Source organism: Paenibacillus qinlingensis (genome assembly GCF_013204845.1).
Taxonomy (GTDB): Bacteria; Bacillota; Bacilli; order Paenibacillales; family NBRC-103111; genus Paenibacillus_E; species Paenibacillus_E qinlingensis.
Window position 1 is genome coordinate 296,379 of record NZ_JABMKY010000001.1, and the last position, 15,668, is coordinate 312,046.

Genomic DNA, 15,668 nt, shown 5'->3' on the forward strand with positions numbered 1-15,668 from the left:
TCGTCGTTACTTTCGATATTGATATGGCAATCACCTCATGCCCTATATGGATTGCTTAGGACTCCTCGACCTCCTCGGCCCCTGTTGTCGTGCATCGCACTTGCTTGCAGCATTGGAAAATACCCCCAGAACGTTCGATAGCCTCTGACACAACTGACTTTGGAAACTCAGCACGATCTGCTTTGCTTGGTTTTGAATGGTGATGAGAAAGGATGTCCTTACGCCATTCAGCGACTTCTTTTCTATCCTTCGGTCCGCGTTGTTGCAGGCTGATATAAGGCTTCTTCGCTTTCTCCTTGCGTACTGGCTTAGGAAACATCATCTCTCTCACCACCTCTTCTTATTCAATCGCTTATTTATATTGTGTTGTATAACATAGCGTCGTTACCGATTGTCCATAATGCCATTCCTTCAGGTTTTCTTATTACAAAAAGTCGAAAATCTTCAAAATAGATTTCTTCTGCTCTAGTAACCACCAGGCGGTGAACAGTCTTGATATTTGTTTCGATATACAGATTGTCATCTCGATCTCTCCACAAGGAGCCGGTCATTGTTTTTACATTCAATTAGCTTTTTTCCTCCTAGCAGAGTTCAATTGTTCAATTGATCTATTTCCAGTTTGCCGCATAACTACTACCGACGTACTACGGATTTGAACCTATGCCTTCAATGTATCCAACTAGTTCAAGAGTCGCATAATGGCGTTCTCTTTCTTCGGGTGTGTAATTAGTTGGAAGTACAGCAAAAGCCGTGTAGAAGGCAATAGCCTCTTTTACAGGCGTTGATAGCATGTGTAAGTTGATAAATCTATCGAGAGCATCATCTAGCCACCTTTCTTTATTAATGGCTAAGGAAAAATTTCCTTAGCCACCTTCTGTTGCTTAGGCCGCCAATAAACTGCTCAGCCCATCTAACTCCTTCGCGTTAGCACTCCAAACCTTAAAGGCTTCTGCTCTTGTTGGTCTTTCGTATTCTTTAACCATGTCCAGTAAATCGCTACATATTTCCTTTTTGCTCTTTCGTTGTTGAGATTCCGCAAATCGTAGAATCATCACCGGTACTGTTATATCTTGAAGCTGATCATGCTGCTGTTTAGATCGTTTGATAATCCGTTTTAAACCAGCCGAACATGCTATTTCCTCCAGCTATTTAAATTGCAAATAGCTTTTAAAACATCTATGTAAAGTGGATGAACTGCACCATCCAACGTGCCGCCTGTCGTGCAAGACAAGCGTAAGCGGATATCCGCGACCATCTCGTTTGATTCAACGAAATGGTTTCGACCAGTATCCATCTGGTTGCTCATCAGGCGGGAGTAGAGAAAAGAATATAAGTTCCTTTGCGAATAAACTCTGCGTCCCAAACATCAAATACTGGTGTTTCTCCGTGCCATTGTTTGCGACGGACGTTGAATCTGACAAACGCACCTTGATCGAGTTCCCCGTCAGTTTCTACGATCCATGTTCCTTGATCATTCATCCATTTTTTTCTTTATATACCTCCCTTGGTTACCTCCCAGCTTATTTCTTCCGAGAAACCTTTATTAATCCACCTATACTCAGAGCAAATGCCAATGCGATGAAGACCCAAGTAACGATCTCCATGCTGATTACCTCCAGTTTATATTTTCAACGCTATATGTTAAGATTAGGGGGAGAGGTCTTTTGACCCCTCCGAGGAACTTTTAACGTCTGCGCCCTACGCGTCGTTTTTTGGTTCCTTTTTTCTCTGCTTCCTTACGAATGATCGTGAGTGCCGTGAAGCACTGGATGATCGCTGTCAGAATTAGTACCCAATCATTCATTTTCTCACCCTCCACAATAAACTAATTTTGTAACGATTTTCGTTATTAGTTAACAATTAGTTCAACTATATTCGTTAAACATTTTGTGTTACAATTAGTGTATAGGAGGTGTGAGTAATGCTTCGTTTAAAACTTAATAAAGTACTCGCAGAAAAAGAAATTTCAATGTATAAACTCCACGTTATGACCGGAATTCGTGCAAATACTGTAAGTGATTTAGTGAATAACAAAGCAAAACAGTGGTCTCCAGAAGCATTAACAAAAATTTATGAGGCTTTAGGACTTACGTCTATTAGTCAATTAATTGAATTTACGGAAGAAGATGACTTGAGTTGATTACATATGGTTCTGAGGAGGAACTACAAGAATATTTGATCGAAAACTTAGATTTGTATTTTGGTTTAGAATTTGTAGCTAAAGAGTACCGAATAAACAACTCCTATCGCGTTGATATTCTCGGTAGAGAAGGTGATAATTTTTATATCATCGAATTGAAAAAGGAAATTGCAGATATATCCGCTTTTAATCAAATCAAAAGATACCTCACCGCATTTAAAAGACAAACCGGAAAATCTGCGTTTGGATACATAGCATCTCCACGAGTTGATGAATTAACTAAGTTAGCTTGTTTGCATGATGAAAAAATAAGGGCAGTTGAATTACAGAATTTTAAATACATACCAACAACAAGACCAACTTTCGTTAGACCTGTACTCAAAGAGATTCTTACCGATCGAGGAATTACACATAAGAAGTTATCCGAAATGTCCGGAGTACCGCAAGCAGCTCTATCTAGATTTGATAAAACGCATTCTCATAATGCTACTCACATGTTTGCTATTGCAAGAGCACTCAATATCCCGGTTGAAAAACTATTTAAAATTTATGAGGAGCAAGAGGGATAAGCTCTCTCATGCTCCTTTTAGATCTTATACTTCTGAAAATTGAATACCGTCAAACCTATATTCTGAAAACCCATTCATCAGGAGGATCACCGTGTCAGGCTGCGTGACGAAATAAAAGTAATGTTCGACGGCAGTTTCTTTTGTTGGCATGTACATAAAATAAGCAATGATATTGTTACCACGTTTGATCATGGCTTCCTCATGTTTGCATATCCATTCACCGTTGTTTTTCTTTTTTTATTTGCACTTCAGCTACTTTGTTCAGGACTCCAAGTTTTTCGTTAGCTGAGAGATTCATTTTTCTCATTCTCCCTTTTCTTTAATTTACTATGGTATTTACTCGATCAACCGCTTGCTTGAGCTTCCCTATCTCCGTTTTCAATTCATCAGAAACTCCAACACTAAGGCGCGAACGCAACCGATCTTCCCATCCATAAGTAACGGTAATTCCGCACTCTTTAAAAATTCCTCTAACAATTTCCAAATGATCGGTATATGGCTTTAAACGATTGTGTTCTCTTTCTAATTCCCTGTTCTTGTCCGATAATTCTTTAATTGTTTTTCCTACTTCTTTTGATACATAATATCCAAGTTGCTTTCGTTCCCTTTTATCTACTTGTAGTTCTTCAAAATATTCTCTCGCGCTGTTGAGAAATGGATGTCTTTCGTTATCTAAACGGACACATTATAATGTAATAAAGGACAGCTGAAGGTATCTCGATATTTCTATAGAGAGCCTTGCGTTTGGTCGTAAGACTCTGTTTCTCTGGATAATAGATAAGACCAACCTCTACGGGCAATTCGTCAAGTTGAATAAGCCCAGTGGGACATACAAAGCTGAATTGATTGCAATAGGACATGTAACCAGGCCATTTGTTAGCTCGTGTGAAATCACTGTGATCTACTTTCACTTCATATCCCGTAACACAGGGATTGGCCCATGATTTCATGATGGCCATCGCATCCATTTTTAGAAGTTCTTTATTTGTGTGAGTTGCTCCATTCTTCACTTCAGTGAGGAAGAAATCTTGCCAGTGCCGTTTTGCTAGTACTTGTTTAATCATGTCCGCTCTAACTTTCACCAGTTGCCCTCCTTAATGAAGAATCGTTGCTTCAGGTCGTTCTCCTTGCGGAATAACCCAAACTTCCTCGTGAGTAAATTCCAAAGTCACTCCCGCCTCGGCCTTTGCAGCTGCTAGAAGAATTATTACATTTCCCATTTCCTCGGCAGAATCAGGAGGAACGGCATTTCCGATATACTCTCTTGCCTTAGCATCTGCACAACCAACTAATTGGAATGGTCTTCCATCTGGCATATATTGAGGAAAAGATTGCAGCAGAGCGAGTTCGTATGTCGTTAACGGTCTGTGCCATGTTCCGTCAAGAGCAACGATGATCCATTCACCTCGCTCATTATCTTCCGGTATTCGAGGATCTGCGATAGCAGCAGCGCTTGCGTGGATATCTCCACTGCCGATTACTATTAGACCGACTCGCCATATTCTTTCGCTTGAAGTTGACTTACAGTGGTTTGGTATTCAGCGAATTTCTTTAACTGAATAAATGCTACATTTTGTTCAAGATGCCCATTTCTGTTTATGTATCTACCTTTTTCTAAATTGTAAAACATTATAATGGGTTCATTTATTTGTTTTCATCACCTTTCTTTGAACTCTTTCTTATAATTACTTGTGCACTCTTTCTACACAAACAAGCGGTTACTCAAAGAAAAAATCTGTTGTTCTAAAATAGTGGACTACTAAGGCAGACTTCGGTTTATTTTTATTGATTCCATGAATCGCAAAGCGTCTACCCACACGCTGATTTTTATTACCAACTATTCACGATTTCTTCTATTGCCTTCAAAGCAGGTTGCGCCAGCCACCACCGTTTACGATTTTTCTTGCGCTCATACATCTTGACTCTAGGGTCAGGTGAAATTTCGTCTTCCAGATAGCGAATTGACATTGAAGTCAGTTCACTGATCTTGTTGATGTCGACGAATAGTAACTGCTGATTGATTTGTTTCTGCAGTTCTCGTTCGACGTAACTTGCTATTGCTTTTTCATCAATTTCAATGTTGATTTTCGTTGTTTCTAACAATCGGATTCAACACCTTCGTTTGATGATCGTTATTAAAGGATTTTTCGCACCTTTTTGTCGAATAATGGAAGTTACTCGTATCAAGGCAGAACCCTCCGGTCAATAAGGAGTGATGCGTCTTCTTCTTTTTCTTCTTTGAGCTTAATTTTTCCACGTGTTTATCATCCGCAATGAGAGATCGCGGTATAGACGCGTTGACCTTGTCCGAAAAAATTACCGTTTCACCCACCACAGTGAAACGTTGGCTTGAAGGTAGATTTGAACCGGGACACAGGAATTTATCCCGCCTTGCCGATGCCCTTTATGTCCCTAGTGATATTCTGCTAGGCATAACTTAACTAAAAAGGACCGGAGGGTTCTGCCTTGATACGACTTCAATATCCACTTTTCAAAGAATCCCCGCTCTCACGCGCTGGTTGCGCAAGTTCCATCATGGACCGAGTTCTTCAACAAGGATGCACGATCAAAAATAATCTGTCGTTTCAGTACGTTTTTTTCGTATTTTTCACCCAAAAAAAAAAAAAAAAAAAAAAAAAAAAAAAAAAAAAAAAAAAAAAATTTGATCGTACTTCACATCAAACACAATCATAATCTCTGAAAGAACAGTATTTGGTATATTGCTTGAATCCTGTTCATAGTTCCAAAGTGTTACTGCTAATGCCAAGAATCTCAGCTAGTTCTTTCTGTGACAAGCAGTAACTTTCTCTAAGCTCACTTATACTTCTAAGCTCATCCATAAGTTTTCAAAGTCTCCTTTCTCACTTTGATCGAAAATACGTTTTTTCTTATTATTAAACTAAAATTAACACGTTAATTTCGTATTTACAATAACAAAATACGTTATATTCGTATTTCCATACTTGCGCGGTTCACATATTTACGATAATATTGTAAATATATACGAATAGAACGTATTTCCTTGAAGGGATGAGTGTTTGGGAATGATTGTAGATCCAAAGATTGTAATAGCCGAGAACATTAAGAAATACTTGGAACAACACAATATGACTCAGAAAACACTTGCTGAAAAGATAAATATTAAGCCCTCCACTGTAAGCGACTATTTAAAATACCGTTCAAAACCATCTCATGGAATCATTCAAAAAATTGCTGATGTTTTCGGCATTCATAAAAGTGATATTGATACGACGTATAAAAAAGATACACAAGGCCTAACTACATCTCATAGTTCTTTTGGACTTTCTACCAAAGAAGAACGTGATATTGCTACCGATCTGGAACGCATGATCGGTGAACTAGAAACTAACGAAGCTCTGGCCTTCCATGGTGAACCAATGGATGACGAAACAAAAGAGCTTATGAAGATTTCCCTTGAAAACTCCTTGCGCTTAGCAAAACAGATGGCCAAGCAGAAATTCAACCCAAACAAAAACAAATAAGAGGAATTACCTGATGGCAATTAAACAACTTGTCAACCAGCTTATCTGCAAATATGGGACGAACAATCCTTTCACTATAGCTTCCGAGAAATATCCTTGTTCTGTTCGAACCGCTTGGCGAAATGATGGGCTACTTTAACACATATAAAAGGATTCCGATGATTCATATTAATTCCGGACTAAATGAAGTCGACCAATGCTTTACCTGTGCCCATGAACTTGGACATGCGGTTTTGCATCCTAAAGTAAACACGCCATTTCTAAGGCGACACACATTGCAATCAATTGCGAAAATTGAACGGGAAGCAAATACTCTGGCAGTTGAACTTCTTATTCCGGATAAGTCAATTCAAAACGGAATGTCTATCTACGAAGCGGTGCGCTTACATGGTGTGACCGAAGAAATTGCACATTTGAAGAAACCACCACGCTATAGTTTCTGGAGCGACGAGAAAACATTCTTTAATTTCTAGCCTTCTGCGTTTTCCAGCTGTAGGGCTGTTTACTGCACGACCAAACCGAACGTATGATCTCGTTTTAAAATGTGAGATTCTGAAAGGAGGTGTTGTCCTACTAATCCGCCCCGAAGAGCGTCTACCCACGCAAAAAAAGGATGGATACGGAAGGAACTCCACAAAACGAAACATGACGAAGTGTATTACTATTTTCTGAAAAACAGCGAGAAACGCTACATGTACCGACACAAGTATTACGATAATCTGGGCAAGCGGAAAGAGAAGAAGGAAGCGCTCAAAGGGCTGGTGGAAGTCAAGGCCGCGCTACTGAACGGGCAAGTGAAACAGGTCGAGCATAGCCAGATGACCATAGCCCAATGGCTCGATATGTTGGTATGAAACGTACAACAGCAGTTGGGAAGTCACATCGAGATTACAGCGTAAACACGCCATCAAACTTCAGATGATGCCGCTTCTCGGGAAGTATACACTCAGCTCTCTGGACAAATCGACGTATGTCGGTGAATATTACAATGTCCTCAAGAAGAAATACAGTGATAGAACGGTCGCGTTATTCCATCGCTTATTTAAAATTGCGATTAACACAGCAGTGGAGGATGAGATTATTCCCCGTAATCATTTCCAAAAAATCACCATTGAGATCAACGGTGATTTGGAGAATGTTCTCACAGCGGCAGAACTAGACTTATTCCTGCAAGTGACCAAGAAGTACGAGAACATTACGAACTATACGCTCATCCTTGTACTCGCCTTTACTGGCCTTCGCAGAGGTGAAGCGCTTGGTTTGCGGTGGAGGCACGTCAACTTTAATGAGAAAACAGTGACGGTTGAATGCACTCGCGACCAATATGGATGCAGAACACCAAAAACGAAAAACAGTTACCGTAAGATCCCTGTCGATCAGATGCTGATTAATCAATTGCTCAGTTATCAGCGCTGGTGCGTAGAGACAAAGTTCTCGTACGGCATGAAGGTGGACAAAGAGAACGACTTCGTCTTCATCTCTTATCAGGACGGCGCGCCGATCGCGGAGAACATGGCTTTCTATTCGTTTAAGCGCATACTCAAAATCCTCAAGATGATAAAGAGAAAACACCGATCATTTTCCTAAGGGGGTTATTTGTTGTACTAGCTTATTCAAATTTGACGAGGAAGTAATTCTTTTTACCGCGGCGAATAATGAGATAGGATTCACCCAGTCGACCCAATTGCTTCGTCGTCGCTTCCAGATCCGTTACCTTCACGCCATTTACTGTGACCGCTCCGCTTTCAATGTCTTGACGCGATTGGCGTTTGGATGGTGCTGCTCCCACAGAAATAAGAAGATCAATCAACGCGACGTCATCTTGCTCTAAAGTTGTTGAAGGCACATCCTTGAACGCTTCTTCGATTTCAACACGAGATAGTGATTGGATATCACCACTGAATAAGGCGGCTGTGATATTAAGCGCACTCTCTAGCGCCTCTCCCCCATGAACAAGCTTCGTAACTTCACGTGCCAGCACTTTTTGAGCTTCTCTCTTACCTGGCTCCGCTGCTACTTCAGCTTCAAGTCGTTCAATTTCTTCCTGGGATTGGAATGTGAAATATTTCAGGAATCGGACAACGTCATTGTCAGCAGTCCCTAACCAGAATTGGTAGAACTGGTACGGTGAAGTTTTGTTTGCATCCAGCCAAATAGCTCCGCCTTCCGTTTTACCAAACTTCTGCCCATCACTCTTCGTAACAAGCGGTAATGTTACACCAAAAGCGCGACGATCCGTTGTTGATTTGCCGATAAGCTCTAGTCCAGCCGTAATATTCCCCCACTGGTCGCTTCCACCAATTTGAACGGAACAATTCTTCGTTTCATTTAACTTCAAGAAATCATAGGATTGAAGAATCATGTAACTGAACTCTGTAAACGAAATTCCTTTCGTAATACGTGAATCTACAGAATCCTTAGCCAACATGTAGTTCACCGTAAAGTTTTTGCCTACATCGCGTAAAAATTCAATCACATTCAGGGAGCCTAACCAATCGTAATTATTCACTAACTCAGCACTGTTTTCAATTTCAGTTGAGAAATCAAGGAAACGTGATAGCTGATTTTTAATGCTTTGCGACCACGCTTCAACCACTTCAGGGCCGTTCAATGTACGTTCATTCGCTTTACCGCTCGGATCTCCAATAAGCCCCGTCCCACCGCCTACCAAAGCTAAAGGAACATGCCCAGCAAGTTGGAATCTTCTCAATGTTAAAATAGGAAGCAAACTGCCGATATGCAAGCTATCCGCTGTGGGATCAAAGCCGCAATATAGGACAACGCGCTCTTCGCTCAGCTTCTTGTTTAAACCTTCTCTATCCGTAATTTGATGCAGCAAACCGCGAAACTCTAAATCCTTCAGAATACTCATGTGCAACCATCCTTTATTATGAAATGAAAAAACAAAAAAAGCCTTCTTATCCCAAAGGGACGAGAAGACTTGACTCGCGGTACCACCCTAATTAAAACAGCACTTACGTACATCTATGATAAAACCTCTATCGAGGCCATTCAAAGATGAGCGACCGCGTTTAAATGATGGTTTTATCGCCCAAATAGAAAGACGTTTTCGGAAGCCAAAAACTTATACTTTCTATTGTGGTAACCAAAGTCATAGGCACGGCATGCTATTTTCACTCAAGAACCGATAACGAGGTTTAATCGGTAAATACTACTTGTGCAGGCACATTCCTACAGGTTCCCATTTACTGCTCAAGACCGTAATTCACTAACCTGCAGGTACCGGTTCGCACCATCCACCGGCTCTCTGAGAGCATCCACAAGCTACCTACTGCTGATCCATCAACGCATTTGTACTTGTTATAACACAGGAATCTGATGCTTGTCAAACCTAGAACTGAACCTTTCTCCCATCAGCATTACCGCAAAAGGTGCAATTATGGTATACTATTAGGGGTCATGTAAGGAGGATATTGGAACTTATGCGTAATTTTTTCGCGAAATGGAATCGTCCATGGGTTAGAACGACATTTAAAGTAATTGGAATATCATTAAAATGGGCCATTATTTGTGTGTTTTTGGCTGGCCTGCTAGGTGGATCCGCCGCTTTCGGATATGTAAGTGCACTTGTCAAAAAAGATCCTATCCGCAGCGAAGATGCGATTCGACAACAAATGCAAGAGAATGCTATCACAGGATTCGCCTATTTCAATGATGATGCTGTCATTGGACAATTGCGGACCGAAGAAGATCGACGTCTTGCGCAGCTCGAAGACATCCCGCAGAACTTGTTAGACGCCGTCCTCGCCATTGAGGATAAGGATTTCTACAATCATCGCGGCATCGATTTTCGTGGTCTCTACCGTGCAGTCACACAGAAGCTTCTAAATGAAGATGTGCAGACCGGTGGAAGTACAATCACGCAACAGCTAGCTAGACGTGTTTTCCTCACACTTGATCGCGATGATGGCCGTAAAGCAAGGGAACTGCTGCTTGCACTTCGGATGGAACGCATCATGTCGAAGGATGAAATTTTACTTGCATACTTAAATAAAATCCCATACGGCAATGGGGCAACTGGTTATAATTTATATGGCATTAAAGCCGCTGCCAAAGGTCTGTTCAATATTGATGATTTAGCCAAATTGAATATTGCACAAGCGGCATATTTAGCCGGATTACCTCAATCTCCATCGCAATACTCTGCATTTACAAGTAAGCCAACTTTTGATGAGGATGGCTTCAAAAAAGCGGTAACGCGACAACAGTTAGTATTAAAGCGGATGATGGAAGAAAGCAAAATCACTAACGATCAATATCAAGATGCCTTGAAATTCGATCTCAAAGCTTCTATGCCGGCAGCAGCTCAGAAAGCCTATACGACCTACCCTTATCTAATGATCGAGACCGAGCAGGAAGCATCTGAAATTTTATTGAAGCTTCAACATCCCGAGCTTGATCCGAAGACGAACCAAACCGCTTATAATGAAGCACTCAAAAACATACATACACAGCTATTACGCGGCGGTTATCAAATCTACACCACGATTGATAAAACAATTTATGATTCGATGCATGAGATTTCAGCCAACGAGAAGAATTTCGCACCAACGGATGAGAAGAAAGGCGGCATTGAACAGGTCGGTGCCATCATGATTGACTCCAAAACGGGTGCCATCAAAGGCATGATTGAGGGTCGCGACTTCTTCGATGAACAGCTGAATCATGCTACGCAAGCCTACAGACAACCTGGGTCTACCATGAAGCCGATTGCTGCTTATATCCCTGCACTGGAAAAAGGGGTCATACAGCCTGCCACCATCGTGGATGACATCCCAATCATTCTCAAAGATGGCGTTAAAGGCTTCCATCTGCCAGAGAACTGGGACCATAAATTCCATGGCCTGATGACGGCGCGAAGAGCTTTAAATCAATCTTATAATATCCCAGCGATCGATATCTTCCTCAATAAAGTAGGCATTACGCAAGCGTGGGATTTCGCTAAGAAACTTGGCATTACGTCTCTTACTAAAGAAGACAATGTCGCACAAACTGGTGTTATTGGTGGTTTAAGTCGTGGAACATCGGTCAAGGAACTAGCAGGTGCGTATGCATCCATTCCGAATAAAGGCGTGTTCAATGCGCCGTACTTAATTCGTGAAATTAAAGATTCGAATGGCAAAACCATCTATGCGCAAGAGCAGAAGCCCCAAACGGTGTTCTCACCGCAAACAGCTTACCTAATAACAGACATGATGAAAACCGTTATTAGCAATGCTAGCCAAGGGACAGCTACAGATCTCATGAAAAAATTCAAATCATACGGCAAAATTGAGATCTCTGGAAAAACAGGTTCCACACAAGATGATGCTGATGCTTGGTTCATGGGCTTCACTCCTGATGTAACAGTCGGTGTGTGGATCGGTTATGATCAGCCGATTAATAAATTGTCTTCCAAAACGGGTCAAACCAACCATGCCAAAGATATCTGGGCGCTCATCTTGAACAAAACAATTGAGCAAAAGCCAAATCTGTTCCCGAACAAAACATTCGCGAAGCCAGATGGTATTGTTTCATCAACAGTCTCCAGCTTATCCGGCATGCTTCCGAGTGAGCTGACGACAAGCTCCGAACATCTGGTGACCGATATTTTCAACAAAAAATATTTACCTACACAAACAGATAATGTCATGGTTAAAATGAAAATCAGTTCGCTAAATGGGCTTAATTACGTAGCTCAAGAATCAACTCCTGCTGATTTCGTACAAGAGAAAGTCGTGATTAAACGCCAAAAATCGATCACGCAATTATTAAAAGAAATCGATGAAGCGATGCAAAAGCTTCCTGAGAAAAGCAGAAAGCCTATCGATTTCTATAAGCCAACTGATTATGACGTAGATGCTCCTTCCGAAGCTGATCCAAGGGTTGACGATGGCAAAGTACCTCCAGCGCCTCTGAGCGTCGTAACAGTCAAATCTGGCGATACAGCGACAATTACCTTCCAACCGAACACGGATGCAGATATCGTAGGCTATCGCATTTATCGTTCAGATAATCAAGGTAAGTTCCAGCTCATGGGAGGAAAAGTCGTGCTTGCAGGTGCTGAAGCGAAGTTTGTAGATCAACTTCAAACGGCAGCTATAACAGGCTACTATGTCACTGCTGTAGATGTAGCAGGTAAAGAATCCACACCAAGTCGGTCCTCTTATACGGACGGAAGCTCTCTAGATTCATTAATCATCCCTGGTGTCGATAGCAATGGCAATCCATTGAAAGACCTTACCATTCCATCGCCAGGAACATCGAATGCCGGAACAGACACTGGGAATGGAGCTGGAACTGGGAATGGAGCCGGAACGGGCACACCTACAGGTAAGCCGGCGTCCAAAGATGCTCCATCCGCCCCAACGGGCATCAAGGCTAAGGCTGAAGAAGCTTCACTTGTCTTAACATGGAAAGCCAATGATGCCAAAGACAAAGTCAAACAGTATGTCGTGTACTTTAGTGATAAAGAAAAAGGCACTTACACGAAACTAGGCACGGTTGAGAATGGAACTGAATTCCATTACTACGCAGCAGCTTTCAATGGCTATTACAAAATTACAGCCATTAACGAAGCTGGAGAGTCTAAATTCTCTGCTACTATCGCTTACAATAAATAAGAGTACTTGAAGAAGAACCTGGCTCCTGCCAGGTTCTTCTTTTTTTGACGGATAAAAAAAGCTTTCTCTGCACCACTGAGGGTACGGAGAAAGCTGTGAATGAACCTAAATTAGTCTTCAATTGTCGATAAATCACCTGTAGGAAGGTTAAGCTCCCAAGCTTTAAGCACACGGCGCATGATCTTCCCACTGCGTGTTTTTGGCAGCTTGTCCTTGAATTCAATCTCACGTGGTGCTGCATGTGCAGATAGACCTTCTTTGACAAACTTAGAAATTTCAGCTTTCAGTTCATCAGAAGCAATAAATCCTTCACGCAACGCAATAAACGCTTTGATGATTTCTCCCCGCATAGGGTCTGGTTTCCCAATAACCCCAGCTTCAGCAACAGCTGGATGCTCAACAAGCTTACTTTCTACTTCAAATGGACCAACGCGCTCACCAGCGGTGTTAATCACATCATCTACGCGACCTTGGAACCAGAAATAACCATCCTCATCTTGATAAGCGGAATCTCCGGAAACATACCAACCGGTCAAACGGAAGTACTCTTCATATTTGGAAGGGTTGTTCCAAATTTTACGCATCATCGATGGCCAAGGCGTTTTGATCGCAAGGTTCCCCATCCGATTCGGTGGCAGAACGTTACCAGCATCATCTATAATAGCGGCATCAACACCCGGAATTGGACGTCCCATAGAGCCTGGTTTAATCGTCATGGATGGATAGTTACAAATCAACTGTCCGCCTGTCTCTGTCATCCACCACGTGTCGTGAATACGTTGATTATAAACCTTCATACCCCATCTGACGACTTCTGGATTCAATGGTTCTCCCACACTCAATACATGACGAAGTGCTGACAAATCATAACTTGCAGAAACATCATCGCCAGCCCCCATCAACATACGGAAAGCCGTTGGTGCACTGTACCAAACGGTTACTTTATACTTCTGAAGTGTATTGTACCAATCCTGTGGACTGAAACGTCCTCCGCGGATTACATTCGTCGCACCATTCAACCATGGAGCGAAAATCCCGTAGGAAGTCCCTGTAACCCAACCTGGATCTGCCGTACACCAGTAGATATCATCTTCTTTTAAATCAAGGACAATTTGTCCCGTATAATAGTGCTGCAACATCGCATTTTGAACGTGGAATACACCTTTCGGTTTCCCTGTTGACCCCGAAGTATAATGAATAATTAATCCATCTTCGCGATCCAACCATTCAATTTCAAGTTCTGTAGAAGCATTGGCCATTTCCTTATGATAATCAACTTGTCCTTCACCAAGCTCGATGTTCTCCCCAACTAGGATCACATGCTTCAAGTGTGGAAGTTCACTATATGGCACACGTGATAATTGACTAGGCGTCGTGATAATCGCAACCGCTTCACTATCCGCCAATCGATCACGAACTGCAGTTTCCATGAAAGCTTCAAAAAGCGGTCCAACAACTGCGCCTACTTTGAGCGATCCTAGTAAAGAATAATACAGTTCAGGTGTCCGCGGCATGAAAATGAAAACGCGCTCGCCCTTACCAATGCCTAGATTTCTAAGCACATTACCAAACTGATTGGATCTTTCTTTCATTTGTCCAAAAGTAATCGCTTCATCTCGCGTGCTGTCACTGTAGTACAAAGCGATTTTGTCCTTTTTCTCGCCTTCCGCATGACGGTCAATGGCTTCATAAGCCATATTCACTTTGCCTGTTTCGTACCAGGAGAAGTTTTTCTCGATGTCTGCCCAATCAAATGTCGCATGTGTTTGTTCGTAATTAGCCATGTTTGGATTAAGGGATACTGATTTAATGAGTTCATCTTTAATTTGATCCATAAACGTAAAACCCTCCTCACGAAATAAACCGCTTTCACTTTACTGATGAATTCGAGCAAAATGTGATCGATTTTTGACATGTTCTATTATAACACACTCAGAATATTTCGCCTACGTTTAAGTTTTGCTATGATTTCAAACAAAAGTTTGGTATAAAATTACTATGAATCCAAAATAAATGACTACACCGTCCTTCATGGGCGTTACGCATTTATGGAGAAATGCAGCCGACTACTTATGTGAAACATATAAACTCTTATATTTTTAGTAAAGGAAACGCCCATCATGCTGTTTTTTAGAAGGAGAGCCAAGGTTATGCAGCATATCAAAATCTACCACTCACAAAGCTTGCGCACTGCTCCCGATCAACCTGAAATTATAATTGAGGGTCCCGTTTCTCCAGAAAAATTGCAGGAACTCACGATGCACGCAAAGCTAGATGCCTTCCGTCGGCCGAAAGAACAACTCGAAGCACTCATCGAAATTGCTGGGCTACCCGAAGGACGAATTATTCTAGCTAGGGATGGAACCACCATTGTGGGTTACGTCACTTTCCATTATGCAGATGAAATTGAGCGATGGTCGCAAGGAAATATGAAGGATTTAATTGAACTTGGCGCCATTGAGGTCGCTGATGATTACAGATCGATTGGTTTAGGTAAAAAAATGATTCAACTGGCATTTGAAGAAGATCAAATGGAAAATGTTATTTGCTTCACAACGGAATATTATTGGCATTGGGATTTGGAAACGAGTAAATTAACCGTTTGGGAATATCGTCAAATGATGGAAAAGCTAATGAAAAGCATCGATATGATCTGGTTCGCAACCGATGATCCAGAAATTTGCTCCCATCCCGCCAACTGTCTGATGGTGAGGATCGGAAAGCAAGTACCCATCTCGTCGGTCGAGCAGTTTGATCGTGTGCGTTTTCAGCAGCGCTTTATGTATTAGCTCCATGAGATGCAGTTAGTAGCAGATCTTCAAACGAAATTGTT

17 protein-coding genes, 1 pseudogene and 1 other annotated feature are annotated in these 15,668 nt (G+C 41.7%); of the genes and pseudogenes, 10 read left to right on the forward strand and 8 right to left on the reverse strand.

All coding sequences use genetic code 11. The features are described 5' to 3' along the window. Window positions 1-55: 55 nt before the first annotated feature. Both HQN88_RS37450 and HQN88_RS01505 read right to left on the reverse strand, forming a co-directional pair. Window positions 56-322: a hypothetical protein gene (locus HQN88_RS37450; protein WP_246320000.1), complete on the reverse strand. Its 267-nt coding sequence runs from the start codon at window positions 320-322 to the stop codon at window positions 56-58. Between the two features lie 34 nt (window positions 323-356). After that, window positions 357-566, reverse strand: coding sequence for a hypothetical protein (locus HQN88_RS01505; protein ID WP_173108489.1), 210 nt, complete (start codon window positions 564-566; stop codon window positions 357-359). A 1,355-nt stretch (window positions 567-1,921) separates the two neighbouring features. Here HQN88_RS01505 and HQN88_RS01510 point away from each other — a divergent pair. Both HQN88_RS01510 and HQN88_RS01515 read left to right on the forward strand, forming a co-directional pair. Continuing rightward, window positions 1,922-2,140 (forward strand): helix-turn-helix domain-containing protein, encoded by a 219-nt coding sequence (locus tag HQN88_RS01510; RefSeq protein WP_173108490.1) that lies wholly within the window; start codon window positions 1,922-1,924, stop codon window positions 2,138-2,140. Next, on the forward strand, window positions 2,137-2,709 hold the full coding sequence (locus tag HQN88_RS01515; protein ID WP_173108491.1) for an endonuclease NucS domain-containing protein: 573 nt from the start codon (window positions 2,137-2,139) through the stop codon (window positions 2,707-2,709). The genes HQN88_RS01510 and HQN88_RS01515 overlap by 4 nt, the downstream gene beginning before the upstream one ends. Before the next feature lie 24 nt (window positions 2,710-2,733). Here HQN88_RS01515 and HQN88_RS01520 read toward each other — a convergent pair whose 3' ends face one another. From HQN88_RS01520 to HQN88_RS37455, 3 genes are all read right to left on the reverse strand, one after another. Then, a complete protein-coding gene (locus tag HQN88_RS01520; protein WP_173108492.1) occupies window positions 2,734-2,901 on the reverse strand; it encodes a hypothetical protein in 168 nt (55 codons plus the stop codon). A 476-nt stretch (window positions 2,902-3,377) separates the two neighbouring features. Next, on the reverse strand, window positions 3,378-3,791 hold the full coding sequence (locus tag HQN88_RS01525) for an MmcB family DNA repair protein (RefSeq protein ID WP_173108493.1): 414 nt from the start codon (window positions 3,789-3,791) through the stop codon (window positions 3,378-3,380). Between the two features lie 12 nt (window positions 3,792-3,803). Then, entirely contained in the window at window positions 3,804-4,172 is a 369-nt protein-coding gene (locus HQN88_RS37455; protein ID WP_337995216.1) for a DNA cytosine methyltransferase, read from the reverse strand. Here HQN88_RS37455 and HQN88_RS37460 point away from each other — a divergent pair. Then, the gene (locus tag HQN88_RS37460) at window positions 4,102-4,272 is read left to right on the forward strand and encodes a hypothetical protein (RefSeq protein WP_246320001.1); all 171 of its coding nucleotides are present in this window, start codon (window positions 4,102-4,104) and stop codon (window positions 4,270-4,272) included. The genes HQN88_RS37455 and HQN88_RS37460 overlap by 71 nt on opposite strands. 267 nt (window positions 4,273-4,539) lie before the next feature. On the opposite strand, the gene HQN88_RS01535 is transcribed toward HQN88_RS37460, so the two are convergent. After that, a complete protein-coding gene (locus tag HQN88_RS01535; protein ID WP_216855590.1) occupies window positions 4,540-4,812 on the reverse strand; it encodes a hypothetical protein in 273 nt (90 codons plus the stop codon). A 170-nt stretch (window positions 4,813-4,982) separates the two neighbouring features. Here HQN88_RS01535 and HQN88_RS38570 point away from each other — a divergent pair, with 170 nt between their 5' ends. The 5 genes and pseudogenes from HQN88_RS38570 to HQN88_RS01560 all read left to right on the forward strand — a co-directional run bounded on the left by HQN88_RS38570 (window position 4,983) and on the right by HQN88_RS01560 (window position 7,799). Further along, the gene (locus HQN88_RS38570) at window positions 4,983-5,150 is read left to right on the forward strand and encodes a helix-turn-helix domain-containing protein (RefSeq protein WP_420794191.1); all 168 of its coding nucleotides are present in this window, start codon (window positions 4,983-4,985) and stop codon (window positions 5,148-5,150) included. Window positions 5,151-5,753: 603 nt separating this feature from the next. Next, the gene (locus tag HQN88_RS01545; RefSeq protein WP_173108495.1) at window positions 5,754-6,212 is read left to right on the forward strand and encodes a helix-turn-helix domain-containing protein; all 459 of its coding nucleotides are present in this window, start codon (window positions 5,754-5,756) and stop codon (window positions 6,210-6,212) included. Window positions 6,213-6,225: 13 nt separating this feature from the next. Then, window positions 6,226-6,685, forward strand: a pseudogene (locus HQN88_RS01550) (ImmA/IrrE family metallo-endopeptidase). A gap of 219 nt (window positions 6,686-6,904) precedes the next feature. Continuing rightward, window positions 6,905-7,066, forward strand: coding sequence for a hypothetical protein (locus HQN88_RS01555; RefSeq protein WP_173108496.1), 162 nt, complete (start codon window positions 6,905-6,907; stop codon window positions 7,064-7,066). 64 nt (window positions 7,067-7,130) lie between these two features. Then, window positions 7,131-7,799, forward strand: a complete 669-nt coding sequence (locus HQN88_RS01560; RefSeq protein WP_173108497.1) for a tyrosine-type recombinase/integrase — start codon at window positions 7,131-7,133, stop codon at window positions 7,797-7,799. Window positions 7,800-7,821: 22 nt separating this feature from the next. Here HQN88_RS01560 and tyrS read toward each other — a convergent pair whose 3' ends face one another. Next, window positions 7,822-9,084 (reverse strand): tyrosine--tRNA ligase, encoded by a 1,263-nt coding sequence (gene tyrS / locus HQN88_RS01565; protein WP_173108498.1) that lies wholly within the window; start codon window positions 9,082-9,084, stop codon window positions 7,822-7,824. A 52-nt stretch (window positions 9,085-9,136) separates the two neighbouring features. Beyond that, window positions 9,137-9,528, reverse strand: a binding site (T-box leader). Window positions 9,529-9,655: 127 nt separating this feature from the next. On the opposite strand from tyrS, the gene HQN88_RS01570 reads away from it, so the two are divergent. Further along, the gene (locus HQN88_RS01570) at window positions 9,656-12,835 is read left to right on the forward strand and encodes a transglycosylase domain-containing protein (protein ID WP_173108499.1); all 3,180 of its coding nucleotides are present in this window, start codon (window positions 9,656-9,658) and stop codon (window positions 12,833-12,835) included. 110 nt (window positions 12,836-12,945) lie between these two features. On the opposite strand, the gene acsA is transcribed toward HQN88_RS01570, so the two are convergent. Then, a complete protein-coding gene (gene acsA, locus HQN88_RS01575) occupies window positions 12,946-14,670 on the reverse strand; it encodes an acetate--CoA ligase (RefSeq protein ID WP_173108500.1) in 1,725 nt (574 codons plus the stop codon). A gap of 315 nt (window positions 14,671-14,985) precedes the next feature. On the opposite strand from acsA, the gene HQN88_RS01580 reads away from it, so the two are divergent. After that, window positions 14,986-15,624 carry a GNAT family N-acetyltransferase gene (locus HQN88_RS01580; protein ID WP_173108501.1) on the forward strand — a complete coding sequence of 213 codons (639 nt, stop codon included), beginning with the start codon at window positions 14,986-14,988 and terminating at the stop codon, window positions 15,622-15,624. The last annotated feature ends 44 nt before the right edge of the window (window positions 15,625-15,668 follow it).

What these genes read in the sequence shown, in the direction of transcription:
- HQN88_RS01560 (WP_173108497.1), top strand. Translation starts at nt 7,131, where the DNA reads ATGATGCCGCTTCTCGGGAAGTATACACTCAGCTCTCTGGACAAATCG.
- HQN88_RS01520 (WP_173108492.1), bottom strand. Translation starts at nt 2,901, where the DNA reads ATGATCAAACGTGGTAACAATATCATTGCTTATTTTATGTACATGCCA.
- HQN88_RS38570 (WP_420794191.1), top strand. Translation starts at nt 4,983, where the DNA reads ATGAGAGATCGCGGTATAGACGCGTTGACCTTGTCCGAAAAAATTACC.
- HQN88_RS01555 (WP_173108496.1), top strand. Translation starts at nt 6,905, where the DNA reads ATGTACCGACACAAGTATTACGATAATCTGGGCAAGCGGAAAGAGAAG.
- HQN88_RS01510 (WP_173108490.1), top strand. Translation starts at nt 1,922, where the DNA reads ATGCTTCGTTTAAAACTTAATAAAGTACTCGCAGAAAAAGAAATTTCA.
- HQN88_RS37460 (WP_246320001.1), top strand. Translation starts at nt 4,102, where the DNA reads ATGATCCATTCACCTCGCTCATTATCTTCCGGTATTCGAGGATCTGCG.
- HQN88_RS01570 (WP_173108499.1), top strand. Translation starts at nt 9,656, where the DNA reads ATGCGTAATTTTTTCGCGAAATGGAATCGTCCATGGGTTAGAACGACA.
- HQN88_RS37450 (WP_246320000.1), bottom strand. Translation starts at nt 322, where the DNA reads ATGATGTTTCCTAAGCCAGTACGCAAGGAGAAAGCGAAGAAGCCTTAT.
- HQN88_RS01545 (WP_173108495.1), top strand. Translation starts at nt 5,754, where the DNA reads ATGATTGTAGATCCAAAGATTGTAATAGCCGAGAACATTAAGAAATAC.
- tyrS (WP_173108498.1), bottom strand. Translation starts at nt 9,084, where the DNA reads ATGAGTATTCTGAAGGATTTAGAGTTTCGCGGTTTGCTGCATCAAATT.
- HQN88_RS01580 (WP_173108501.1), top strand. Translation starts at nt 14,986, where the DNA reads ATGCAGCATATCAAAATCTACCACTCACAAAGCTTGCGCACTGCTCCC.
- acsA (WP_173108500.1), bottom strand. Translation starts at nt 14,670, where the DNA reads ATGGATCAAATTAAAGATGAACTCATTAAATCAGTATCCCTTAATCCA.